This is a genomic window from Pandoraea captiosa (assembly GCF_902459775.1).
Classification (GTDB): Bacteria; Pseudomonadota; Gammaproteobacteria; order Burkholderiales; family Burkholderiaceae; genus Pandoraea; species Pandoraea captiosa.
Map to the genome: position 1 here is coordinate 96,813 of NZ_CABPSQ010000013.1, position 21,929 is coordinate 118,741.

General features: G+C 62.2%; 17 protein-coding genes and 1 tRNA gene. 6 read left to right on the top strand and 12 right to left on the bottom strand.

The window, feature by feature from the left end; translation table 11 throughout:
• Window positions 1-49: 49 nt before the first annotated feature.
• Window positions 50-2,761: an aminopeptidase N gene (gene pepN, locus PCA31118_RS23145; RefSeq protein ID WP_150627321.1), complete on the top strand. Its 2,712-nt coding sequence runs from the start codon at window positions 50-52 to the stop codon at window positions 2,759-2,761.
• 67 nt (window positions 2,762-2,828) lie between these two features.
• Here the strand turns inward: pepN and PCA31118_RS23150 are convergent, their stop codons facing one another.
• Together PCA31118_RS23150 and metE are read right to left on the bottom strand one after the other, a co-directional pair.
• Window positions 2,829-3,437 (bottom strand): hypothetical protein, encoded by a 609-nt coding sequence (locus PCA31118_RS23150; RefSeq protein ID WP_150627322.1) that lies wholly within the window; start codon window positions 3,435-3,437, stop codon window positions 2,829-2,831.
• A gap of 273 nt (window positions 3,438-3,710) precedes the next feature.
• Window positions 3,711-6,020: a 5-methyltetrahydropteroyltriglutamate--homocysteine S-methyltransferase gene (gene metE / locus PCA31118_RS23155; protein ID WP_150627323.1), complete on the bottom strand. Its 2,310-nt coding sequence runs from the start codon at window positions 6,018-6,020 to the stop codon at window positions 3,711-3,713.
• A gap of 135 nt (window positions 6,021-6,155) precedes the next feature.
• On the opposite strand from metE, the gene PCA31118_RS23160 reads away from it, so the two are divergent.
• Window positions 6,156-7,079, top strand: a complete 924-nt coding sequence (locus tag PCA31118_RS23160; RefSeq protein ID WP_150627324.1) for a LysR family transcriptional regulator — start codon at window positions 6,156-6,158, stop codon at window positions 7,077-7,079.
• 61 nt (window positions 7,080-7,140) lie between these two features.
• On the opposite strand, the gene PCA31118_RS23165 is transcribed toward PCA31118_RS23160, so the two are convergent.
• From PCA31118_RS23165 to PCA31118_RS23180, 4 genes are all read right to left on the bottom strand, one after another.
• Complete coding sequence (locus PCA31118_RS23165; RefSeq protein WP_150627325.1) at window positions 7,141-7,734, bottom strand: class I SAM-dependent methyltransferase; 594 nt, start codon at window positions 7,732-7,734, stop codon at window positions 7,141-7,143.
• A gap of 45 nt (window positions 7,735-7,779) precedes the next feature.
• The gene (locus tag PCA31118_RS23170) at window positions 7,780-9,219 is read right to left on the bottom strand and encodes an MFS transporter (RefSeq protein WP_150627326.1); all 1,440 of its coding nucleotides are present in this window, start codon (window positions 9,217-9,219) and stop codon (window positions 7,780-7,782) included.
• 306 nt (window positions 9,220-9,525) lie between these two features.
• The gene (locus PCA31118_RS23175) at window positions 9,526-11,475 is read right to left on the bottom strand and encodes an aconitase family protein (RefSeq protein WP_150627381.1); all 1,950 of its coding nucleotides are present in this window, start codon (window positions 11,473-11,475) and stop codon (window positions 9,526-9,528) included.
• A gap of 170 nt (window positions 11,476-11,645) precedes the next feature.
• Complete coding sequence (locus PCA31118_RS23180) at window positions 11,646-12,596, bottom strand: LysR family transcriptional regulator (RefSeq protein ID WP_150627327.1); 951 nt, start codon at window positions 12,594-12,596, stop codon at window positions 11,646-11,648.
• 136 nt (window positions 12,597-12,732) lie between these two features.
• Here PCA31118_RS23180 and PCA31118_RS23185 point away from each other — a divergent pair, with 136 nt between their 5' ends.
• From PCA31118_RS23185 to PCA31118_RS23200, 4 genes are all read left to right on the top strand, one after another.
• Window positions 12,733-14,016 carry an aspartate carbamoyltransferase gene (locus PCA31118_RS23185; protein ID WP_039402605.1) on the top strand — a complete coding sequence of 428 codons (1,284 nt, stop codon included), beginning with the start codon at window positions 12,733-12,735 and terminating at the stop codon, window positions 14,014-14,016.
• Window positions 14,017-14,209: 193 nt separating this feature from the next.
• Entirely contained in the window at window positions 14,210-15,223 is a 1,014-nt protein-coding gene (locus tag PCA31118_RS23190; RefSeq protein ID WP_150627328.1) for a class 1 fructose-bisphosphatase, read from the top strand.
• 201 nt (window positions 15,224-15,424) lie between these two features.
• Window positions 15,425-15,500 (top strand) — tRNA-Thr (locus PCA31118_RS23195).
• 184 nt (window positions 15,501-15,684) lie between these two features.
• A complete protein-coding gene (locus PCA31118_RS23200) occupies window positions 15,685-16,899 on the top strand; it encodes a tyrosine-type recombinase/integrase (protein ID WP_150627329.1) in 1,215 nt (404 codons plus the stop codon).
• A 194-nt stretch (window positions 16,900-17,093) separates the two neighbouring features.
• Here the strand turns inward: PCA31118_RS23200 and PCA31118_RS23205 are convergent, their stop codons facing one another.
• From PCA31118_RS23205 to PCA31118_RS23235, 6 genes are all read right to left on the bottom strand, one after another.
• Window positions 17,094-18,377, bottom strand: coding sequence for a hypothetical protein (locus PCA31118_RS23205; protein ID WP_150627330.1), 1,284 nt, complete (start codon window positions 18,375-18,377; stop codon window positions 17,094-17,096).
• Between the two features lie 211 nt (window positions 18,378-18,588).
• Window positions 18,589-18,888: a hypothetical protein gene (locus tag PCA31118_RS23215; RefSeq protein ID WP_150627332.1), complete on the bottom strand. Its 300-nt coding sequence runs from the start codon at window positions 18,886-18,888 to the stop codon at window positions 18,589-18,591.
• Window positions 18,885-19,343 carry a D-Ala-D-Ala carboxypeptidase family metallohydrolase gene (locus tag PCA31118_RS23220; RefSeq protein WP_246190398.1) on the bottom strand — a complete coding sequence of 153 codons (459 nt, stop codon included), beginning with the start codon at window positions 19,341-19,343 and terminating at the stop codon, window positions 18,885-18,887. Before PCA31118_RS23220 ends, PCA31118_RS23215 begins: the two co-directional genes overlap by 4 nt.
• Window positions 19,327-19,596, bottom strand: a complete 270-nt coding sequence (locus tag PCA31118_RS27750; protein WP_150627333.1) for a DUF7940 domain-containing protein — start codon at window positions 19,594-19,596, stop codon at window positions 19,327-19,329. The genes PCA31118_RS23220 and PCA31118_RS27750 overlap by 17 nt, the downstream gene beginning before the upstream one ends.
• Entirely contained in the window at window positions 19,593-19,916 is a 324-nt protein-coding gene (locus PCA31118_RS23230; protein WP_150627334.1) for a hypothetical protein, read from the bottom strand. Before PCA31118_RS23230 ends, PCA31118_RS27750 begins: the two co-directional genes overlap by 4 nt.
• A gap of 7 nt (window positions 19,917-19,923) precedes the next feature.
• Window positions 19,924-21,915, bottom strand: a complete 1,992-nt coding sequence (locus tag PCA31118_RS23235) for a hypothetical protein (protein WP_150627335.1) — start codon at window positions 21,913-21,915, stop codon at window positions 19,924-19,926.
• Window positions 21,916-21,929: the final 14 nt, after the last annotated feature.

Consider the following 21,929-nt stretch of genomic DNA (forward strand, 5'->3'; position numbering starts at 1 on the left):
CCACTCCGTTACAATTTGTGAATCCTTGGCCGTCCGCAAACTACCGTCCATGCTCAGAACCGACCTTGCAGGTGTCATTCAACGTTCCGACTATACGCCCCCGGCGTATCTCATCGACACGGTCCAACTCGACTTCGATCTCGCCCCCGATGTGACCACCGTGACCAGTCGATTGCGCGTTCACCGCAATCCCGCCGGGCTGGGTGGCGACCTCGAACTCGTGGGCCAGGGGCTGCAACTGGTCAGCCTAGAACTCGACGGCAAGCCGTGGTCCGACTACCGGACCGGCGACGAAACGCTGACGGTGCAAGCGCCGCCGCAAACGTTCGAACTCACGCTCGTGACCCGTTGTCGCCCGCAGGAGAACACCTCGCTCATGGGGTTGTACGTCTCCGGTGGCAACTTCTTCACGCAGTGCGAAGCCGAGGGCTTTCGCAAGATCACCTACTTCCTCGATCGTCCCGATGTGATGGCGACCTACACGGTCACGCTGCGCGCGGATCGCGAGGCATATCCGGTGCTGCTCGCCAACGGCAATCTGATCGACAAGGGCGACCTCCCCGATGGTCGTCACTTTGCCGTGTGGGACGACCCGTTCAAGAAGCCGAGCTACCTGTTCGCGCTGGTCGCGGGCCGTCTGGTCTGCCGCGAGGAGCGCATCGTTGCGGGCGACGGCCGCGAGAAACTGCTGCAGGTCTGGGTGCAACCGCAGGACCTGGACAAGACCGAGCACGCCATGCACTCGCTCATCAACTCGATCCGCTGGGACGAGGAGCGTTTCGGCCGCGTGCTCGATCTCGATCGCTTCATGATCGTTGCCGTGAGCGACTTCAACATGGGGGCGATGGAGAACAAGGGCCTGAACATCTTCAACACGAAGTACGTGCTGGCCGATGCGGCGACGGCGACCGACGACGACTTCGGCAACATCGAAGCCGTGGTGGGTCACGAGTACTTCCACAACTGGACCGGCAACCGCGTGACCTGCCGCGACTGGTTCCAGTTGAGCCTGAAGGAAGGCCTGACCGTGTTCCGCGATCAGGAATTCTCCGCCGACATGATGGGCTCCGAATCGGGCCGTGCGGTCAAGCGTATCGACGACGTGCGCGTGCTGCGTCAGGCGCAGTTCCCCGAAGACGCCGGTCCGATGGCGCACCCCGTACGCCCGGAAAGCTACGTCGAGATCAACAACTTCTACACCGTCACCGTCTACGAAAAAGGCGCGGAAGTCGTACGCATGTATCAGACGCTGCTCGGGCGCGAGGGCTTTCGTCGCGGCATGGATCTGTACTTCGAGCGCCATGACGGCCAGGCCGTGACGTGCGACGATTTCCGTGCGGCAATGGCTGATGCCAATGCGCGCGACCTGACGCAATTCGGCCGCTGGTACAGTCAGGCAGGCACGCCGCGCGTGACGGTCGATGCCGTCTATGACGAAGCCGCCCGCACCTACACGCTCACGCTCACGCAGCGCTGCCCGAAGGTCGGCGTCGAATTGCAGGACGAGACGCTCGTCAAGCAACCGTTTCACATTCCATTCGCTGTCGGCCTGCTCGATCGCGACGGTCGCGACATGACGTTGCGTCTGGCCGGCGAAGCCACCGATAGCCCGGCCGCCACCACGCGCGTGCTCGACTTCACGCAGGAGCGTCAGAGCTTCACGTTCGTGGACGTGGCGCACACGCCCATGCCCTCGCTGCTGCGTGGCTTCTCGGCGCCGGTGATCGTCGAACACGAGTACACCATCGACGAACTCGCATTCCTGATGGCGCATGACAGCGATCCGTTCAATCGCTGGGAAGCGGGTCAGCGACTGGCCACACGTCAGTTGCTCGCCCTCGTCGAGTCGATTCAGATGGGCCAGCTGCCGAGCGTGGACAGCTATGTGCTCGAAGCTTTCCGTCAGGTGCTGCGCGACGAAACGCTCGATCCGGCCTTCCGTGCACAGGCGCTCACGCTGCCGGCCGAGTCTTATCTCGGCGAGCAGATGTCGGAAATCGACCCGGCGGCAATTCACGCCGCGCGTCAATATCTGCGTCAGCGCCTCGCGGCGTCGCTGCACACCGAGTGGCTCGCGGCGTATCACAACCATCGTGTGCCGGGCCCGTATCAACCCGATGCCGCCTCGGCGGGCGAGCGCGCGTTGAAGAATCTGGCGCTGTCGTATCTCATGGAACTGTCGGATGCGGGCGTTGCGCAAATGGCGCGCACGCAATACGACTCGGCAGACAACATGACCGACCGTTTCGCCGCGCTCACGGCGCTCGTGCAACGCGGCGGCGCCGCGCGCGAAGGCGACGCCGCCCATGGGCCTAACCACGCTGCCGAAGCGCTGGTGGACTTCTATCAACGCTTCGAGAACGAGCCGCTCGCCATCGACAAGTGGTTCGCGCTGCAGGCGATGCAACGCGGCGACGGCAGCCATTGCGTGATCGACGCCGTTCGCGCCCTCATGCGCCACCCGGCGTTCACCCTGAAGAATCCGAACCGCGCGCGCTCGCTGATTTTCAGCTTCTGCAGCGGCAATCCGGCGCAGTTCCATGCGGCAGACGGATCGGGCTATCAGTTCTGGGCCGAACAAGTGCTGGCGCTCGACGCCCTCAACCCGCAAGTCGCCGCGCGTCTGGCCCGTGTGCTCGACCGCTGGCGCAAGTACACGCCGGCGCTGCGCGAGCGCATGCGTGAAGCCCTGCAGCAAGTCGCGCAACACAAGGCGTTGTCGAAGGACGTACGCGAGATCGTCGAAAAGGCGCTGGCCTGATCGACGAACCGGTCATGCGGTACGACGGCACGGCGCTTCAGGGCTGCATCCCCGCAGTCCCGCTCTGTTAAGGCCGCATGACCTCGAAGTACCCACATCTGACATAGAGCTTGTAGGGCCATCTCGGCCCTGCGCCTATCAACGGACGCAGCGCCGGCACCGGAATCACCACCTCGTCGAACGCGCCTGCCATCAGGTAGTTCACCGGATCGTTGCACAGTGTCACCTTGCCGCTCATCGCACTGACCGTGAGATGCACGTCCTGCCCGGGATAGTTCGGCGGGTCGCGAAACGTCAACTGATAGATCATCATCACGTTGGCGTCGGGCGGGCTCTCGACATCGTATGTGCCGTTGCACAGGTTCGAGCGAAACGTGAGTCGAAGCGCTTCGTCGAAGGCCGCATGCGAGGCGACCGGAGAGCGGACTTCACCGCGCACGCTCCACCAGTAGGGTGCGCCTTCCAGCGAATCGAGCTTCACGTCGACGGGCAAGAACCGCCGCTTCTCCTCGCCGTCGTAGCACCAGGCGCGCATGCACCCGTCGTAGTGCAACGACCCTCGCTCCGGCGCGCCCTGTTCGTCGATCGTGACACGGGGATAACGGGTGTCGACGCACGCATCGACGGAAACGGGCGGCACGAGATCACCGCGCGAAAGTAGAATGAACTCTTCCATGCGCCACCTCCGACTGCTGGTCTGCAAACCTGAGTCGTTGCCGCGAGCGCGCGATGTCCTGAATGTCGCAACCCGCATCAGCCACGCAACGCCTCTCGTCGTTCTATTTCGCGTGCGTGCTATTTGGAGCGCAGTCTAGTCAACCGAAGGCAATTGCGCACCTGTCAACCCTGACAGGTGCGAGGTCCCGATTCCTTTACCCATAATCGACAGTGCCGCTGGCCCATAACGTTTCCAGTGCGTCCTGCCCCGCGTTCAGCCCGGTTCTCGCCCTCAGGCAGCTCGGGCCTCCCTTTTGACGAGCCGCGCCCGCACCGCCTGCGCCGCCGACACCATATTGGTCAGCGCCGCGTCGACCTGCGTCCAGTCACGGGTTTTCAAGCCGCAATCCGGATTGATCCACAGACGCTCGGCCGGAATGCGTGCCAGCGCCGCTTCGATCAGGCGCTCCATCGCCTCCTGCGACGGCACACGCGGCGAGTGAATGTCGTACACGCCCGGGCCGATCTCGTTCGGGTACGCGAACGTCTCGAACGCCCCGAGCAACGCCATGTCGGAGCGCGCAGTCTCGATGGAAATCACGTCCGCGTCGAGCGCCGCAATGGACGGCAGAATGTCCTGGAACTCCGAATAGCACATATGCGTGTGGATCTGCGTGTCGTCCGCCACTCCCGACGAACACACGCGAAACGCGCGCACCGCCCAGTCCAGATACGACGGCCACTCGCGCTCGCGCAAAGGCAGCCCTTCGCGCAACGCGGGTTCGTCGATCTGAATCACGCGCACGCCCGCCTTTTCCAGCGCCGCCACCTCTTCTCGCAGCGCCAATGCGATTTGCAACGCGGTGCGCTCGCGCGGCTGGTCGTCACGAACGAACGACCATTGCAGCATGGTGACCGGCCCCGTGAGCATGCCCTTGACCGGTTTGTCAGTGAGTTGCTGTGCATAGGCGCTCCAGGTCACCGTCATCGGCTCGGGCAGATACACGTCGCCATAGATCACCGGCGGCTTCACGCAACGCGATCCATAGCTCTGCACCCAGCCATGCTCGGTCAGTGCGAAACCCCACAACAGGTCGCCGAAGTACTCGACCATATCGTTGCGCTCGGCTTCACCATGCACGAGCACGTCCAGACCATAGGCTTCCTGCTTCTCGATGGCCAGGCGAATCTGTGCGCGCATCGTCTCCAGATAATCGAGATGCGACATCGCGTGACGCCTGAAGTCGGCGCGTGCGGCGCGAATCTCCGCCGTCTGCGGAAAGGAGCCGATGGTTGTCGTGGGCAGCAGCGGCAACTTGAGCCACGCGCGTTGCGCCTTGGCACGCACGGCGTAGGGCGACGGGCGACGCGCATGCGCATCGCTGAGCGCAGCAAGACGCCTGTGCACGACGGTGTTGTGAATGCGCGGCGAAGTGCGGCGCGCGCGCTGCGCCGCGGCATCGGCCTCGAAGGCGGCCTGCACGTCGGGCTTCGCGAACTCGGTGACGTCCAGCGAACGACGCAGCAGCGCCACTTCGGCGAGCTTCTGGACAGCAAACGCCAGCCACGTGCGCAATTCCTTGTCCAGCCGCGCTTCCTTTGTCAGATCGACCGGGCAATGCATCAACGAGCAGCTGGACGCGACCCACAAGCGATCTCCAAGCGTTTGCGCCAGCCGAACGAGGGACTCGCGAACGCGTGTGAGATCGGTGCGCCACACATTGCGGCCGTCGACCACACCGGCGGAGAACACCTTGTCCGCCGGCCACTGCGCGGCGAGCGTGTCCAGTTGCGCGGGAGCACGCACGCCGTCGACGTGCACACCCGAGACCGGCAACGACCTCAGCAAGGCGGCATGTTCGCTGACGTCGCCAAAGTACGTGGCGAGCAGCAGCGACGGGGCGACGGCCGACAGGCGCGCGTAGGCCGGGGCGAACGCATCGCGCCACGCTTGCGGCAGGTCGAGGGCGAGCACCGGTTCGTCGATCTGCACCCACGCCACGCCCTGCGACCTGAGGCGGCGCAACACCCGCGCGTATTGCACAAGCAGATCGGGCAGCAGCGAGAGCCGATCGGCGAGGCCGTCCTTCTCCTTGCCGAGATACAACAGCGACACGGGGCCGAGCAGAACCGGCTTGACGTTGCCGCCCTCGGCACACGCTTCTTCCACTTCGCCGAAAAGCCATTCGGTGCCTTCACCGAAGCGCGTATGCGGCGTGTACTCGGGTACGAGGTAGTGATAGTTCGTGTCGAACCACTTCGTCATCTCCATCGCGCTGTGCCGGGCGTCGCCTCGCGCAGCCGTAAAGTAGTCGGCGAGTGTCAGTGCGTCGGCAGCAAAGCCGAACCGTTCCGGGAAGCCGCCCACGAGGGCGAGCGTGGAGAGCACCTGATCGTACCAATGGAAGTCGCCAACGGTGATCCAGTCCAGACCGGCGTCGCGCTGCGCACGCCGGTTGGCTGCGCGGATGTCGCGGCCGGTATCTTGCAATGCCGCTTCGTCGCGGCTCGTCATCGGACTGCGCCAGAACGCCTCGACGGCAAATTTGAGTTCACGCTGCGCGCCAATGCGCGGCAATCCGAGTACGTGGGCCTGAGCCATGAGGTGCGTCCTTACCGGTGCTGACGATGATGTCGATGAACTGCCTGCGGGCAATGCCCGCGCAGGCTGGCAGTATCCCGGTCGTGCATGTATTATTCAAACGAAAGTTTTTGCAAATCATTATTAATTTTATTCATGCAACGCACTCCCATCGAACTTCGTCACTTGCAGACGTTGCTGGCGCTGCGCGACACCGGCAGCGTTTCGCGTGCGGCGCTGTGGCTCCATCTCACGCAGTCCGCCCTCTCGCATCAGATCAAGGCCCTGGAAGATTTCTACGGACTGCCGCTGTTCGTGCGCAAGTCATCGCCACTGGTTTTCACGCCGGCTGGCAAGCGCCTGCTGGCACTGGCCGAGGAGGTCGTGCCGGCGGTCGACGAGGCGGGCCGTGACCTCGTGCGGCTCGCGCAGGGCACGCAGGGCACGCTGCGCATCGCGGTGGAATGCCACACGTGCTTCGATTGGCTGATGCCGGCGATGGACGCGTTTCGTCAACGGTGGCCGGAAGTGGAACTGGATATCGTGTCGGGCTTTCACGCGGATCCGATCGGGCTGCTGCATCAGGACCGGGCGGATCTGGCGATCGTGTCGGAGCATGACGAAGCCGAAGCCGTCGACTTCCATCCGCTGTTCCGTTTTCAGATGATGGCGCTCATGGCGAACGATCATCCGCTCGTCGGCAAGTCGCATCTCGATGCGGAGGACTTTCGCGACGAAACCCTCATTACCTATCCCGTGCCCGACGACATGCTCGATGTCGTGCGTCAGGTATTGCGCCCGGCCGGGATCGAGCCCACACGCCGCACCACCGAGTTGACGGTGGCGATGCTGCAACTGGTCGCGAGTCGCCGCGGTCTGGCCACGCTGCCGCTTTGGGCCGTCACGGGGTATCTGGAGCGCAAGTATGTGAGTGCCCGGCCGATCACGCCCCGAGGGCTGACGGCCGAGTTATGGGCCGCGACGCTGCCGGGCATTACCGCGCGCCCCTACATTGGCGAGTTCGTGTCCATCATGCGCGAAACGAGTCTGCTGACGTTGCCGGCCATCGAGTTGCTGTAACCGGCCCTCGCGACGCATGCGACCCACGCGACCCACGCGACGTACGCAACAGCGAACGTGATCAGGCAGGCCGCCGCACGATGAGCCGGCATACGCGCTTTCCCGAGCTGGCGCTCGTCACGTCCTCCTCGTGAAGCACGATGCCTTCGTGCAACGCGGCACGCACGACGGCGGGCTCGAAGGCGCTGTACAGGCGGCCATCGTCGTGACGCGCGTCGGCTCCTTGCGTCACGCGCCACGAGACGTAGAGCACGCCCCCCGGTCGCACGAGCGTCCAGAGGCGATCGGCGGCCTGCGCCACTTCGTCGTGCGGCAGATGCATCAGCACCGTCTCGCACAGCACGTTGTCGAACTCGGCCATCACGCTGTCGAGCGCCGGCAACCGGTCGACGTGAAACGGCACCCACGGAAACGACTCGCGAGCGATCGCCACCAACGCCGGTGACGCGTCGTAACCGGTCACGTCGAATCCTTCCTGCGCGAGCCATGCGGCGTCTCGGCCATTACCGCATCCCACGTCGACCGTACGGCCACCCGGCACGAAATGACGTACCAGCAGCGCGTACATGTCGTCGGGCGGCGGCTGATTCAGCCAGTCCTCGCTGTATCGTCGGGCGTTGGCCTCGTAGGCCGCTTCGGTTTGCAGGTCAGCCATGATGGGAAGCTCCGGGGTGGCGCGTGAACCTTCGGCATCGCCAGCTTATTGCGAAATCTTCTCCAGCGCGATATCTCGCGTGCGGGGCCCCATCAGACCGATGGAGAGCATGACGATCAGCATGGCGCACGAGATGAACGCGAACACGCCCGTCACCCCGAAATTGCGCAGCACCGACGCGATCAGAAACGCCGTGAAGATCGCCGAGAAGCGGCTCCACGAATAGACGAAACCGACGGCACGCGCGCGAATGCCGGTAGGAAACAGTTCCGTCTGATACGCGTGATAGCTGTACGACATGATGTTGTTGGCGAGCGTGAGGCCGATGCCCATGGCGATGAGCAGATAGGACGACGTCACCTGCGAGAACACGATGCCGCACACGATACCGATGCCGGCCGTCCACACGATCGCGTGCTTGCGCTCGACCTTGTCGGCCATCCACAGGCCAATGAGCGGTCCGACCGGGGCTGCCAGCGCAATCACGCTCGAATATGCGAGGCTCGTCGTCACCGTAATGCCCTGCTTGATGAGCAGCGTGGGCACCCAGTTGGCAAAGCCGTAGAAGCCGACGGTCTGGAAGATATTGAACAGAATCATCATGATCGCGCGCTTGCGGTACGGCGGCACCCACATGTCGCGAAACGCGCTCTTCGGCACTACGGGGTCCGGCTTGCCCGGCGGGGGCAACGGCTTGCCGTACTCGCGCTCGACCTGCGCTTCGAGCGCCGCGAGCACCCGCCCGGCTTCGTCCAGACGCCCCTTCTGGGCGAGCCATCGCGGGCTCTCCGGCAGCGCGCGACGAATCCACCACACGAACACCGCACCGTGCGCGCCGATGAGCACCACCCAGCGCCAGCCCTCCAGCCCCAGGAACTCGCGCGGCACCAGCCAGTAGGACAGGAACGCAACGACGGGGACCGCCGTGAAGCCGACGGCCTGTTCGCAGGCGAAGGCGCGCCCGCGAATCTGCTTGGGCACGAGTTCCGCGATGTAGGTGCCGATCGTGACCAGTTCGACGGCGATGCCGAGGCCGACGACGAAGCGCCAGAAGTTCACGCCGGTCGCCGTCTCCTGAAACGCCATGATGACGTTGGCCACGGTGTACCAGAGCAGCGAGCCGGTGAATACCGCGCGTCGTCCGAAGCGGTCGGCAAGAAAACCGCACGCGATGGTGCCGATGAAGAGCCCCGAGAACAGCGCGGCAATGAAGCTCGCCACGCCCGTCGTCCCGAACAGGCCGGGCGTCGTGGGTGTGAGAATGCCGCTCTTCACGAGCCCCGGCGCAATGTAGCCGGTGTAGAGCAGATCGTAGAGTTCGAAAAAGAAACCCAGACTGAGCAGCACTACCAGCTTCCAGACGGTGCGGGTCGGCGGCAGTCGGTCGAGTCGGGCGGAAATCTCGCCTGCGCTCAGGCGGGTTGCCGCAGGCGTGGCTTGTGCGGCGTGGGAAATGGAAGGCATCGATACGTCGGGGGATGGCATGAAAATCGTCTCCGGGCCCGTTCGGTCATGGCCGAACTGCTCACTTGACCGACATCGCTGACGGACGTCGGATACACCATGAATCGACAGGCACGAGGCCGAAATTGTGCCACGAATGACACCGCGCCAGTCACCTTTGCCACGTACTACGAAAATTTGCGATGTTCACGAACAACAGCACAGTGCAGCGCGAAAGGTTGCCGCGCGCAGCATGACGCGCCGAAAGACACGCCCGTCGCAGTATTCGACGCGCCTGTCGAAACGTGTCCCAAACGTGTCCTAAACGTGTCCATAAGCGGTGCCGGATTACGACGTCGCCACCGCCTTCAGTTCGTCGAAACTGGCGATGCGCCCGGCAAGCGCGCTCGCAGCCACCGTGTACGGGCTTGCCAGCCAGACGCTGCCGGGGCCCGAGCGCCCCGGGAAATTGCGGTTGATCGCACTGATCGTGACTTGCCCGGCGGATGTCGACTGGCCGGGGCCACAGTTCGCACATGCGCCGCATCCCGGCATGATGAGCGTCGCGCCCGCGTCCGCGAACGTCTTCAGATAGCCCTGCCGCTCGCAATACGCGCGCACGTCCATGGTGCCGAATTGCAGGAAGAGCGACTTGCCCGGCGCGACGCGCAGGCCTCTCGCCAGCCCCCACGAGAGCACATCGTGATACGCGTCGAAGTCATCGCGCTTGCCCGCGGTGCACGAGCCGCCATAGGCGATGTCGATCGGCACGGGCGTGTCCAGTTCGGCCAGCGCGACACCATTGCCCGGGTCGCCGGGGCGCGCGAGCATCGGCGTGAGCGATGCGGCATCGATACGGATCACGTCGTGATAGACGGCGTCGGCATCGCTCGTCATCCACGGTTCGAGCGCGAAATCGATACCGCGACGCGCCTTGAGGAACGCCACCGTTTTTTCGTCCGGTGCCACGATGCCGGTAAAACCGCCCAGCTCCGCGACCATATTGGTCAGCGTGGCGCGCTCGTCGACCGACATGGCGCGCACCGCGCTGCCCGCATATTCGAAGACGAGACCGATGGCGCCGCCGCTGCGAATCGTGTCCAGGCGCAGCAAATGGAGGACGACATCCTTGGCCGTCACGCCCGGCGCGAGTTCACCGTCGATCTCGATGCGAAGGGTCTGCGGCACCTTGCAGCGCACATACCCCGTCACCCAGCTGTTCGCGATGTCGGTAGCGCCTGCGCCGAAGGCGAGACAACCCAGCGCCCCCGCGTGTGGCGTATGAGAATCCGTGCCGATGACGATCTGGCCGGGGAGCGCGTAGCGTTCGGCCATGAGCGCGTGGCAAATGCCGTCGGCGCCCTCGGCCCCCGGTTCGCCGTCGTCGGCCAGTTGCCCGTGCGCGAGCACGGGATATCGGGCGACGAACTCGCGATGCCCGCCGGTCAGATTCGCCACACCGGGCAACAGGCCCTGCGAGACGTGGGGAAAGCTCTGCCCGGCGAGCACCAGGTGGTCCTGAAACGCGATGATGCGTGCGGGATCGTGCAGCGCCGCCGGTTCGCCGAAGGCGCGATGCATCAGGTGCGCGCACATACCGGTGAAGTAATCGTGCGAGAAACGCCAGTCCACTCGCACGAACACGCCGTCGCCATGGTCGGTGCCCGGCGTGCTCGGGTGCAGGCGTTGCGCCATGATCTTCTCGACGAGTGTGCGCGCTCGTGTGTCGGTGCGCGCGACCGGCGCCGGCCACTCGGCGAACTTGCTGTACGCGAGCAGACCGCCACTGCGGATGATCTGCTGCGTGAGGGCGTCCCGCCCTTTGAGAAATTCGGTAATCGGAATGGCCTCACCGGCCAGAATGCGCTCGAGCACGCCGAAGTCTGTCGTGGTCAGAATGCCGATGTTGTCGCAGTTCTGCTGATAGATGCGCTCGAAGCTCTCGGCCACAATCAGCCGTATGCCGGCCGACAGTTCGGCGAGCGGACTCGATTCGCGCGACGAGCCCTTGCCGTAACGCTTGCCCGCGACCGTCACCTGAAAGCCGCCGCGACGCACGTCGTGCTCGCCGATGGGCGTCTCGTTTCCCGCCTTGAAACCGACGTACGGATAGCGACCGAGCCGCTCGTCGTACGTGAGCATGACGGTCACCGGCGTGATTTCGTCCGTCGAAACGTTATCGCGCAACGCACCGGCTTGCACGCGGGTAATGGACTCGCCTGCGATCTGACGACGCACGATGGCGGGATCGTCGGACAGGAACAGCACGCGGCCGTCGAAACGAATGATGTCTTCCATGCGGTAATTGCCTCCGGAAGACAGCATAGCGGCCGCGTCATCGCCCTGCCGTGCCGTCTCGGCAAGCCGGGCGTGACCGTTTGCGAAGCGATGAGATCTTGAAGCCGCGTCGGTACGAGGAAAACGAGGGGCGCTTTCAGGGTGTCGGCGCGCAAGGCGTAGCGATCGCGCTAGGCACCGGTCGACGGTCCCTGCCCTTGCTGTCCGTGCTGCCCCTGCTGTCCCTGCGCCAGAAAATTCACCACGGCCGACGCCGTCGCACTCAACTGCTCGCGCGACGGGAAAACGAGCCACAACTGGCGATGCGCCCATTCGTCGGTCAGCGGCCGCACGACAATGTCGAGCTTGCCGACGTACAACTGGCCGACCTGCTCCGGCGCGATGGCGATGCCCAGCCCCGCGTGCGCCATGCGACACAAGGCATCGAGACTCGACACGCGAATCTTGATGCGCAACGATTCCCCGGCGGCACTCGCCTGCTGGCGCAACAACTGCGTGAGCGCGCTGTTGCCTTGCAGGCCAACGAGCGTCTCGCCCGCACAGGCCGAGAACGGAATCTCGCCGGTACGCGCGGCCAACGGGTGGCTCGCGGGCAGAATCACGGCCAGCCGGTCGCGCCGGTAAGGCACCATCGTGAAGGCTTCGATGCCTTCGACGGCGTTACAAATGCCCACATCCACCGCACGCTCGGCCACGCGTTGCAACACCTCGTTGCTGTGCTGCTCGTCGAGTTCGACGTCCACCGCGGAAAACACGCGTCCGAACGCGGCCAGGTCTTCCGGCAGGAACTGCACGATGGCCGACAGATTGGCCGCGATGCGCACGCTCCCGCGCGCGCCTTCATGAAATTGGGACAGCTCGGCACCCAGCGATTCGATCGTGCCTAAAATCCGTTCGGCGTAGCGGCGTACCGTCTCACCGACCGGCGTGACGGTGATCCCGCGCTGATGACGCTGGATGAGGGGAAGGCCGACGATGGCTTCGATGTCGGCAATGCGGCGGCTGATGGCCGAGGGCGCGATGAACTCCCGCTCGGCGGCGCGCGCCATGCTCCGCTCCTGGCAAACGGCCACGAAAAGACGCAAAGAAGTGAGATCAAGCTTGCGGAGAAGGTTTTCCATAACCCGTACGGCAATACACCGGAAATGCCGGAAACGCCCGGCTGGCGCGGCCCCGCGAGGAGCACGTCTTTTGCTGGACAAACAACGAATCGACGCCTATTATACGCATCGCGTACACATACCTGCCGACCCGACCATGAGTGCACAGCAGACTTTCCTGCGCGACGCGATGCGTCGCCTGAACATGACCCGCGACACCTTCGCCGAGCGTATCGGCGTTCGCCGGCGCGCCCTCGACACCTGGCTGCTGCCGGAAGACTCGAGCGAATATCGCACGATGCCGAGTATCGTGGAGAAATTCGTCGGTGAAATTCTCGGTCGCGAGGCACCGTCCGCAGAATCTACGCAAAGCGCACACAAGCCGCTGCGCGAACGCATGGGCCTCGACGGCAAGCCGCATCTGATCTCCGTCGACCAGTTCTCGCGCGACTCGCTCGAAGAACTGTTCCACGTCGCCGACATCATGCAGCCGATCGCACGCCGCCAGAAGATTTCGCGCGTGCTCGAGGGTGCTGTGCTCGGCAATCTGTTCTTCGAAGCCAGCACCCGCACCCGCGTGAGCTTCGGCTCCGCGTTCTGCCGCCTGGGCGGCTCGGTGTGCGACACGACCGGCTTCACGTTCTCGTCGATGGCCAAGGGCGAATCGATCTACGACACGAGCCGCGTGATGAGCGGCTATGTCGACGCACTGGTCGTGCGCCACCCGGAAAAGGGTTCGGTCGCCGAATTCGCGCGCGCCACGAACATCCCCGTCATCAACGGCGGCGACGGGCCGGGCGAACACCCCAGCCAGGCCATTCTCGACCTGTACACGATCGGTCGCGAGTTCTCACGTCTTGGCAAGCTGGTCGACGGCGCCCACGTGGCGATGGTCGGTGACCTGCGCTATGGCCGCACGGTGCACTCGCTCATCAAGCTGCTCGCGCTGTACCGTGGCCTGAAGTTCACGCTGATCTCGCCGCCGTCGCTGGAGATGCCGACGTACATTCTCGATCAGATCTCGCAGAACGGCCACGTTATCGTGCAAAGCAATTCGCTGGCCGATCTGGCCGGCGCCGATGTCGTCTACGCGACGCGCATCCAGAAAGAGCGCTTCGCCGACGAGGCCATCGAGGGCTACACCCCCGACTTCCAGATCAACGAAGCGCTCATCAACCAGTACTGCGACAGCCGCACGATCATCATGCACCCGCTGCCGCGCGACAGCCGCCCGGGCGCAAACGATCTGTCGACGGACCTCAATCACGATCCGCGTCTGGCGATCTTCCGCCAGACGGACAACGGGATTCCGGTGCGTATGGCGATCTTCGCCATTCTGCTCGGCGTGGACAAGCAGGTGCAGCACAGCATGCGCGACGCGGCATGGCGCTCGCCGTCGCACATCGGTCCGGACGACGCGCTGTTCGACGGCCTCGACTGATCGTCAGCCCTCAGGGCTTACCCCTGACGCGGCGGACCGGTGGACCGGCGGAACTCAAGCCGCCGCACCACGGATCGCCCGCATTCGACACCGCACTGCCCCCAACGGATTTTTCGCGGGGGCAGTGTCGCTTTACGAGTAAAATTGCGTCCATCACGAATAGGTACGCTTTTTTGCATTTCCGGAGGCCCCCATGCGGCGCAAGACCCTTACCCAATATCTCATCGAACAGCAACGGGAATACAACAACATTCCCGCCGAGCTGCGCCTGCTGATCGAAGTCGTTGCACGCGCGTGCAAGTCCATCAGCCATGCCGTGTCCAAGGGGGCGCTCGGTGGCGTGCTGGGCAGTGCCGGCAGCGAGAACGTGCAGGGTGAAGTGCAGAAGAAGCTCGACGTGATCTCCAACGAGATCATGCTCGAAGCGAACGAATGGGGCGGTCATCTTGCGGCCATGGCGTCGGAGGAAATGGAAGATGTCTTTCACATTCCGAACCGCTATCCGCAAGGCGAATATCTGCTGATGTTCGATCCGCTCGACGGTTCGTCGAACATCGACGTGAACGTGTCGATCGGCACGATCTTCTCGGTGCTGCGTTGCCCGGAAGGCGTGACGGATCCGACGGAGAAGGACTTCCTGCAACCCGGCACGCAACAGGTCGCAGCCGGTTACGCCGTATATGGTCCCCAGACGGTGCTGGTGCTCACCACGGGTCACGGCGTGAACTGTTTCACGCTGGATCGCGAGATGGGTTCGTGGGTGCTGACGCAGGAGGGCATGCGTATTCCGGAAGACACCAAGGAATTCGCTATCAACATGTCGAACGAGCGCCACTGGTATCCGCCGGTGCAGCGTTACATCGGCGAGTTGCTGCAAGGCAAGGAAGGCGTACGCGGCAAGGATTTCAACATGCGCTGGATCGCCTCGATGGTGGCGGACGTGCATCGTATTCTCACGCGCGGCGGCGTCTTCATGTACCCGGCCGACAAGCGCGATCCGGACAAGCCGGGCAAGCTGCGCATCATGTACGAGGCCAACCCGATGAGCTTCCTCGTGGAGCAGGCAGGCGGCGCCGCCACCAACGGCGTGCAGCGCATTCTGGACATTCAGCCGCAGAAACTGCATGAGCGTGTGGCCGTGTTCCTCGGCTCGAAAAACGAAGTCGAACGCGTGACCGGTTATCACCACGAGGCCGGCGCGAAGTAACGCGTAGCGCAAGGCAAACACCCGTTAGGACGGTCGTCGTCGCGCAAGCCGCAGACGTGGGAAAAATTTTCGCGACGACGAAAGCGCAGGATCGCTGGAATTTCAAGGATTTACGCGCAATGCCCGCAAGCATCACAAAAAATCTTTGAAAAAAGTAGTGACAAATCCGGAAAGTCTGCTAATATCTCACTTCTTCGCAGCGCCGGAGTAGCTCAGTCGGTAGAGCAGCTCATTCGTAATGAGAAGGTCGGGGGTTCGATTCCTCTCTCCGGCACCAAAACCTTGTTTTTTGGAATGCGATGAAGTACGAAAGCCGCCGTGGCATATAGCCTGGCGGCTTTTTTATTTGCGCATGTAGTACCATCTGATACCCCTGAATACTGACAAGCATGGGGGTATCTCTGGGGGTAGCAGCCAATACCCCCCGTTTTCGATACCCCCACCACCCCGGGAATCGACAGATGGCCCTTACCGACGTCGAGGTGCGCAAGGCCGCGCCGCGCGAGAAGCAATACCGCCTCACCGACACCGCTGGCATGTATGTGCAGGTGATGCCCAATGGATCGAAGCACTGGCGGCTGAAATACCGGTTCGGCGGGAAAGAAAAGCTGCTCGCCTTGGGAAGCTATCCAGAAATATCGCTGGCCGAGGCCCGTAAGCGCCGTGACGAGGCGCGCTTGCAACTGTCCAATGGATCAGATCCTGGCGCCGCCCGCAAGGCTGAGAAACGCGCTACGCGCTTGACCGCCGACGACAGCTTCGAAGCAGTCACGCGGGAGTGGTTCAGCAAGGTCAAATCAGGCTGGACGGAGAAGTATGGCGAGAAGGTGATCCGCCGGTTTGAGCTGTATGCATTCCCGTGGATCGGTGCCCGACGCATTGGAGATATCGAGCCGCCCGACCTGCTTGAGGTGCTGATGCGGGTAGAGCGCGAAGGCAAGCACGAGACGGCGCACCGCCTGCGGGATACGACCGGCCAGGTGATGCGCTACGCCATCGGGAGCAGTCGGGCTAAGCGAGATATCACGGCCGACCTGCGAGATGCGTTGAAGCCCGTCGAGGTCAGCCACTTCGCCGCCATCACAGACCCGGCACAAGTTGGTCAGCTACTGCGCTCGATCGACGGATACGCTGGCACGCACACCGTTCGGATTGCCCTCAAGCTTGCCCCAATGCTGTTTCAGCGCCCCGGCGAACTGCGCATGGCGGAATGGGATGAGGTGGATCTGGACGAGGCGTTGTGGGTGATCCAGCCAAAGCGGATGAAGCGGCGCAAGGACGGAAAGCTGTACGGCCGCCCGCACATCGTGCCGCTGCCGACGCAGGCCGTCGAGCTACTGCGCGAGCTGCACAGATTCACGGGCACGCACAAATACGTATTCCGCGGCGCGCGCGGCAGCGATCGTCCAATGAGCGACAGCACCATTAACGCGGCGTTGCGCAGCCTCGGCTACGACAGCACGATCATGACCGGCCATGGCTTCCGCGCGATGGCGAGAACGATTCTGGATGAAGTGCTGGAAGAAAACGTCGACCACATCGAGGCACAGCTCGCACATAAGGTGCGCGATTCTCTCGGCCGGGCGTACAACCGCACCAGTCACGTCCAACAGCGCCGCGCGATCATGCAGCGATGGGCTGACTATCTAGACCGCCTGAAGGATGCAGAGAAGTGAAAAACCCCGCTTTGGCGGGGCTTTATATTTCACAGGCCGAGTACAAACCCAAGCAAACCGACGAGAAGAATGATCGGTAAAACGTCCCACCCCGACACCTCCTCTGTAGGGAGGTCCCTGAACTCTTGATTATTCATTTTTTCCCCGGATGTCCAAGATGCGCACGCTCATGTGGCGATCGCGCTCCCGGGATTCTATGCTTTTTCCGGCGTTTGTGGCAGCAGCAAATTCGCCTGTTTCGCGCGCGTCTCAACAGCCACGCGGCGGTGTAAATAGCGATGCTCCCACGCATGTCCGAGGACAAGGCCGAGCACCAATCCGAACACGACCGACTCCATGATTTGGTGAAACGCTCCCAGCATCAGAAGGACGAGGTAGGACAGGAATAATGCGGTCTGAGCCATCGGCACTTTCCCGCGGAGCATCAGCCGGAACTTCGGCACGACGTAACGTCGATATTGCCTGTATGCATACAGGACGATCAATGCGAATATCGACATCCCCGCAATGCCGAGTTCACCGATATTGCCCGTGTACCCATGTGCCGAAATGTTCAGCTTGTAGTTGTCCATGTTGGCCTGCCACACGCCCGTGTAACCGGCGGCGAACCACGGAGACTCCTCGAACTTTTGCAGCGCGGTGTAAGTGGTAAGACGCCTGTCGAAGTCGATTCGCTGTTCAGGGGGCAATGCAAAATCGTTCAACACGTCACTGATGTCGAGATTCGTCTCTGACGTGAGACGCCCCAAGTCCAGGGGCGGCTCACCACCATTGAGAACGAGCGGAGATATGATCGCCGCAATGATTGCCACCGACACCGCCAGTGTGCCGCCGATGATGAACAGACGACGTCGGTATGCAAACAGCATGAACAGAACGATGGGTGCAACCAGCAAAAGGACAGATCGCGAATCGCGCATCGCGTACATTCCCCATGCAAACGCGAGTAGTGCAATCCATTTCGAACGGCCGGAAGTGGACAGCCATTTACCAATCAGGAAAGGCGTTGCGACGCAGAAAATGATCGCGAACACCGTGCGAATCGATCCGAACGCAGTAAGCATGGGATCGCCGGTGAGTTGCTGGTTGACGAGCGTCAACGCAAGAAAAGTGAGAACCAGCGTCTGGAATGCCGCCATGAATTTCTCGGCGCTGCTACGCATGCCCAGCAGTACGCCAAGCATCAGGGCTGGCATTACCGTCACAAGCGCGTATGTCGCGTATTCAAAGCCCAGCGCAGGATCAGGCGTGAATGTCGCTGACAGTTCCATGTACGCGTATAGCGGCAGGACGATCATGACCGCTTTACATATGGCCTTCAACTCGCGAATTGACGGCCTTCGCCAGATAAAGACGAAAGCGATCGCTGCCGCGAAGCAGAGCAGAAGGAGTTTGAACAGATTCCCGTATAAGGACAGGACGTAGCCGGCGCTCACCAAAAAGAACGAGACGCCAGCGGCATATTTGCTTTTCATCACGCCGAGTTCCCAAAATTTGGCGTAAGGATAGCAGATGCGGGATCTCTACTTTATGCGCGGCTTCCAGCCGCACACCTTCGCGCCGGCTCGGTTGTGGGCAAGGATATCTCCGGCGGTCTGATCGGTCAGGACGTCGGCCTTCGACACGTAAATCGGCTTCGTCCAATCACACGCAGTATCGATGACCTTTGTTTTGTACTCGATGCGTGGTTCAGCCCCGGCCCCATTCGTCGTGCAGCACCCGGTCAGCGTCACCAGCAGGAAGACCAGCAGCAGTAGCATCCTCATCGCGTCTCACCTTTGCGTTATCGGCGCCCGTCTGCACGCCTGCCTGATTCGCCGCCGCGAGCGCGGCATCGTTATGTGCCTTGGCCTGTTCGGCTTCAGCCACTTTCTGACCGGCTTCGGCCGTCGCTGTCTTCGCCTGCTGGTGGCGGAACATACCGAACAGAACGCCGAGCAGTCCCAGAGCCCACGGGCCGAACTTGAGCAACAACGTGATGATTGTCATAGCCCCTCCCGATATGTCGCTGCGCCGCTGGAGAAATTGGCCGTGAGAACCTGACGCCGCGCCTTTTCACCGGCTTTCGCGAGCCCGAGGTGAACCCACGATCCCTCCTGAATCAACTGATCAAAGTCGATGTTCGACGCGGCGATAGCCTTGCAGATTTGCAGCGGCGTCCCATAACCAGGGCAGATGAAATCAGCAGCCAACCCATAAAGATGGGCGCTGTTCCGCGCACCGCCGACAGCACGGTTCAGGTCCGGCGATCGGTACCCTGACGAAATGGTCACCGGGCGACTGCCGAGAAGCACACGCACCCTCTCCAACGCGTGGGCAACACGCGTCAGGTTGGCGACAATATCGTCCGGGGCAGAGTTGTCGATTCCCCGGCGGTCAGCAGTCTGGCTGTGCGTCAGTTCATCGAGCGTGAAATGCGCCGTCAGTTCATTGAGCGCCATCATGATCTCCCCCAAGGTCTTTCCGCTTCACAGTTGTATATCTGATTGCGATGAACGCTAGCGCCAGCACTGTGTAACTGATAGCTTGCTTAAGACTGTGCGGAAGGTATTCTTTTAGATCATCAGGCACGAACGCCCATGTCTGCCGCGCCACTTCCGCGAGCGGCGCAAGAACACCGACGGCACTCGCAAAAAGCACTGTGCCCTTCGTATGTAACCGCTGCCAATTGTCGGCAAGCCCTAATCGCCATTTCATCGTGCCCACCTTTTCATGTCAGTGCGTGCACCGGCTGCGTTGTTCATCAGCAGGTTACGCACGTCCTTCACATCGCTGCTGATGTCGCGGAGCTGCTGGTTCGTATCGGCTTTCTGCTGGATCTGCGTCTGTTCAATACGCCCCATACGATCATCCTGACCCTGCTCACGCGCTTCGAGTTTGTCGACTCTGGATACAACGCCCGCATAGGCAATGGCAATTGAAAGAATGCCTCCGACCAAAGCCATGGCAAGAGATTGCACATTGATGGTCATATCCCAGAAGCGCCGGACGGCGCCAGGTTTTTCGTCTGTCGCCATAGCGTCCTCACAGATTTCCGTTGCCACGCAGTGAAGCTGCGTAGTTGAGCGTCATGCCTCGATTGTTCTCGACTCGATATGTAGCAGTCGCCGCGTCGTAATAGACGTTCGTGCTGCTCGCGGTGCCTTTGGTCGCAGAGAACTGGCCAGCTCCATCAGCAACCTCGAACGTGATCCCATTCGTGCCAGCGAGAAGGAACGTCGCAGCGACACCCTGCGAATTCATAATGTCGACGTGACCGACGAACGCATTCGTTGCGAGTGCGGCATTACCAGTTGCTGCAAGCGTGAATGGCACGCCTCCACGGGCAACGCCACTTTGTTGAACCCCGCCCATTCCTCCATCATCGAAGATCCATTCCTCGTTCAACGCACCTGCCGCGTTCATTTCTCGGCGAATGCATTTGGCGTTGGTAAGTGTGAACGTCGCACCGGTCTGGCTGTAGCAGTTGATAAGAGTGAGCCGAGACCCGGCCTCGAATGTCATGTCGAGCGCGACCTTTCCGGCCCCCATGTTGAACGACACGTTCTCCATGAGAACGCGCTGAGCGCGACGCAGACGGATGCCGTTTCGTACGGTGTCGAGCGTCACGTCTCGAATCGTCAGCGTCTGGAGTGTTTGCGCAGTCGATGCGAGATTGATGCAATACCCGGCCGGGTCCATACCCTGCTCGAATCGGACCGTATGAATACCGAGCCCAAAGGACGCTGCTGTGGACGTGGTGTCGTTCCACAGAATGCCGTCTTTCCCGCCCGTGATAGCGAGGTTGCGTAGTGTCGTCGTCGAGAACGCCACCCCGTCCTCGAACTCGATTGCGGCCCGCGTCGCGGAAGTGCTCGAGATCTCGCATCGGAACACGTCATAGTGATCGGTGTTCAACGTCGGCCATGTAGCATTCTTTGAAAACACCAGCGGCCGCGCGCACGCGATTTCGCAGTGGTGGAGTGAAAGCGTTTGCCGACCATACGAGCGAATGCCAATACTGTCGCCAGGCCAATTCCCTCCTGCGATGCCGATCCTGGAAACTTCGAAGTCGGCACAGTTGACCAGACTGATCGCAGTCTTCGCAACGGTATTGGAGGGATCGGACGAGAACCCGATGCCGGAAATTCGCCCCTGATAGACCCCTCCTGCCGAACCGTTGTTAAACGCAAGAGCGACGCCAGCTGACGTCGGTGAATAGATGATCTGGGATGAGTTCTGACCTTCTCCGATGATACGCAAGCGTTGCCCAGAAAACGTGTAAGTCCCCTGGAGCGTCCACCCTCCACGGGGCACGTACGCGATACCGCCGTTCGTGAGATCCGCAGCGATGTTCGTGAGCGCCGTGGTGAGGTTGGACGGATTGCCCTTGTCTGCGACGCTCAGCATGTCAGCTGCCCGCTTGGCGAGCGTTCGGCCGACAGAGCCGGTACCGGACTGCTTGAAGCCGATCATCGACGAGCCGAGCGTCACATCGGTGTTGTTCGCCAGAAGTGCCAGAACTGAATCACCGCCGCCGGTCATCACGTTCTCAGCAATGGCCGTTTGCATTGTGCGCAAGTTCACAGCATCCTGCGAGTCGACAGCGTCGCCTAGATCCTGAATGCGATTCTGTTTTGCTCGATATGCCCCGGAGCCATCAACGTCCGAATCCGCAAGTACCAATGCTCGCCCGATTTGGTCACCGTTGCGCTGCACGATCATGGTCAATTTGTCGGCCATGGTTTCGACGGCCTTCGCAGGGAACGGATCATTCGGAGGCAGGCGCGTCTGCTGCAGCAGGTCTGGATCACGGAGAATGAGCGTCTGCACACCGGCGGCCGGCGGCGGAGTGATCGAAACGCTGCCGCCCTCCTCGTCACCAGCACCGGACACGGTGTAGCCAGTAGAAAGTTCTGTCGAACCGACGTAGACCTTCAGATCGGCGTTCGTAAGGAAATAAAACGGCACAGGGAAGACGGTAGTCGTTCCGTCGCCGGAATAGGATGCGCGCGATGTGGTTGTCGTGACTGCCATTTTGCCCTCGTTGG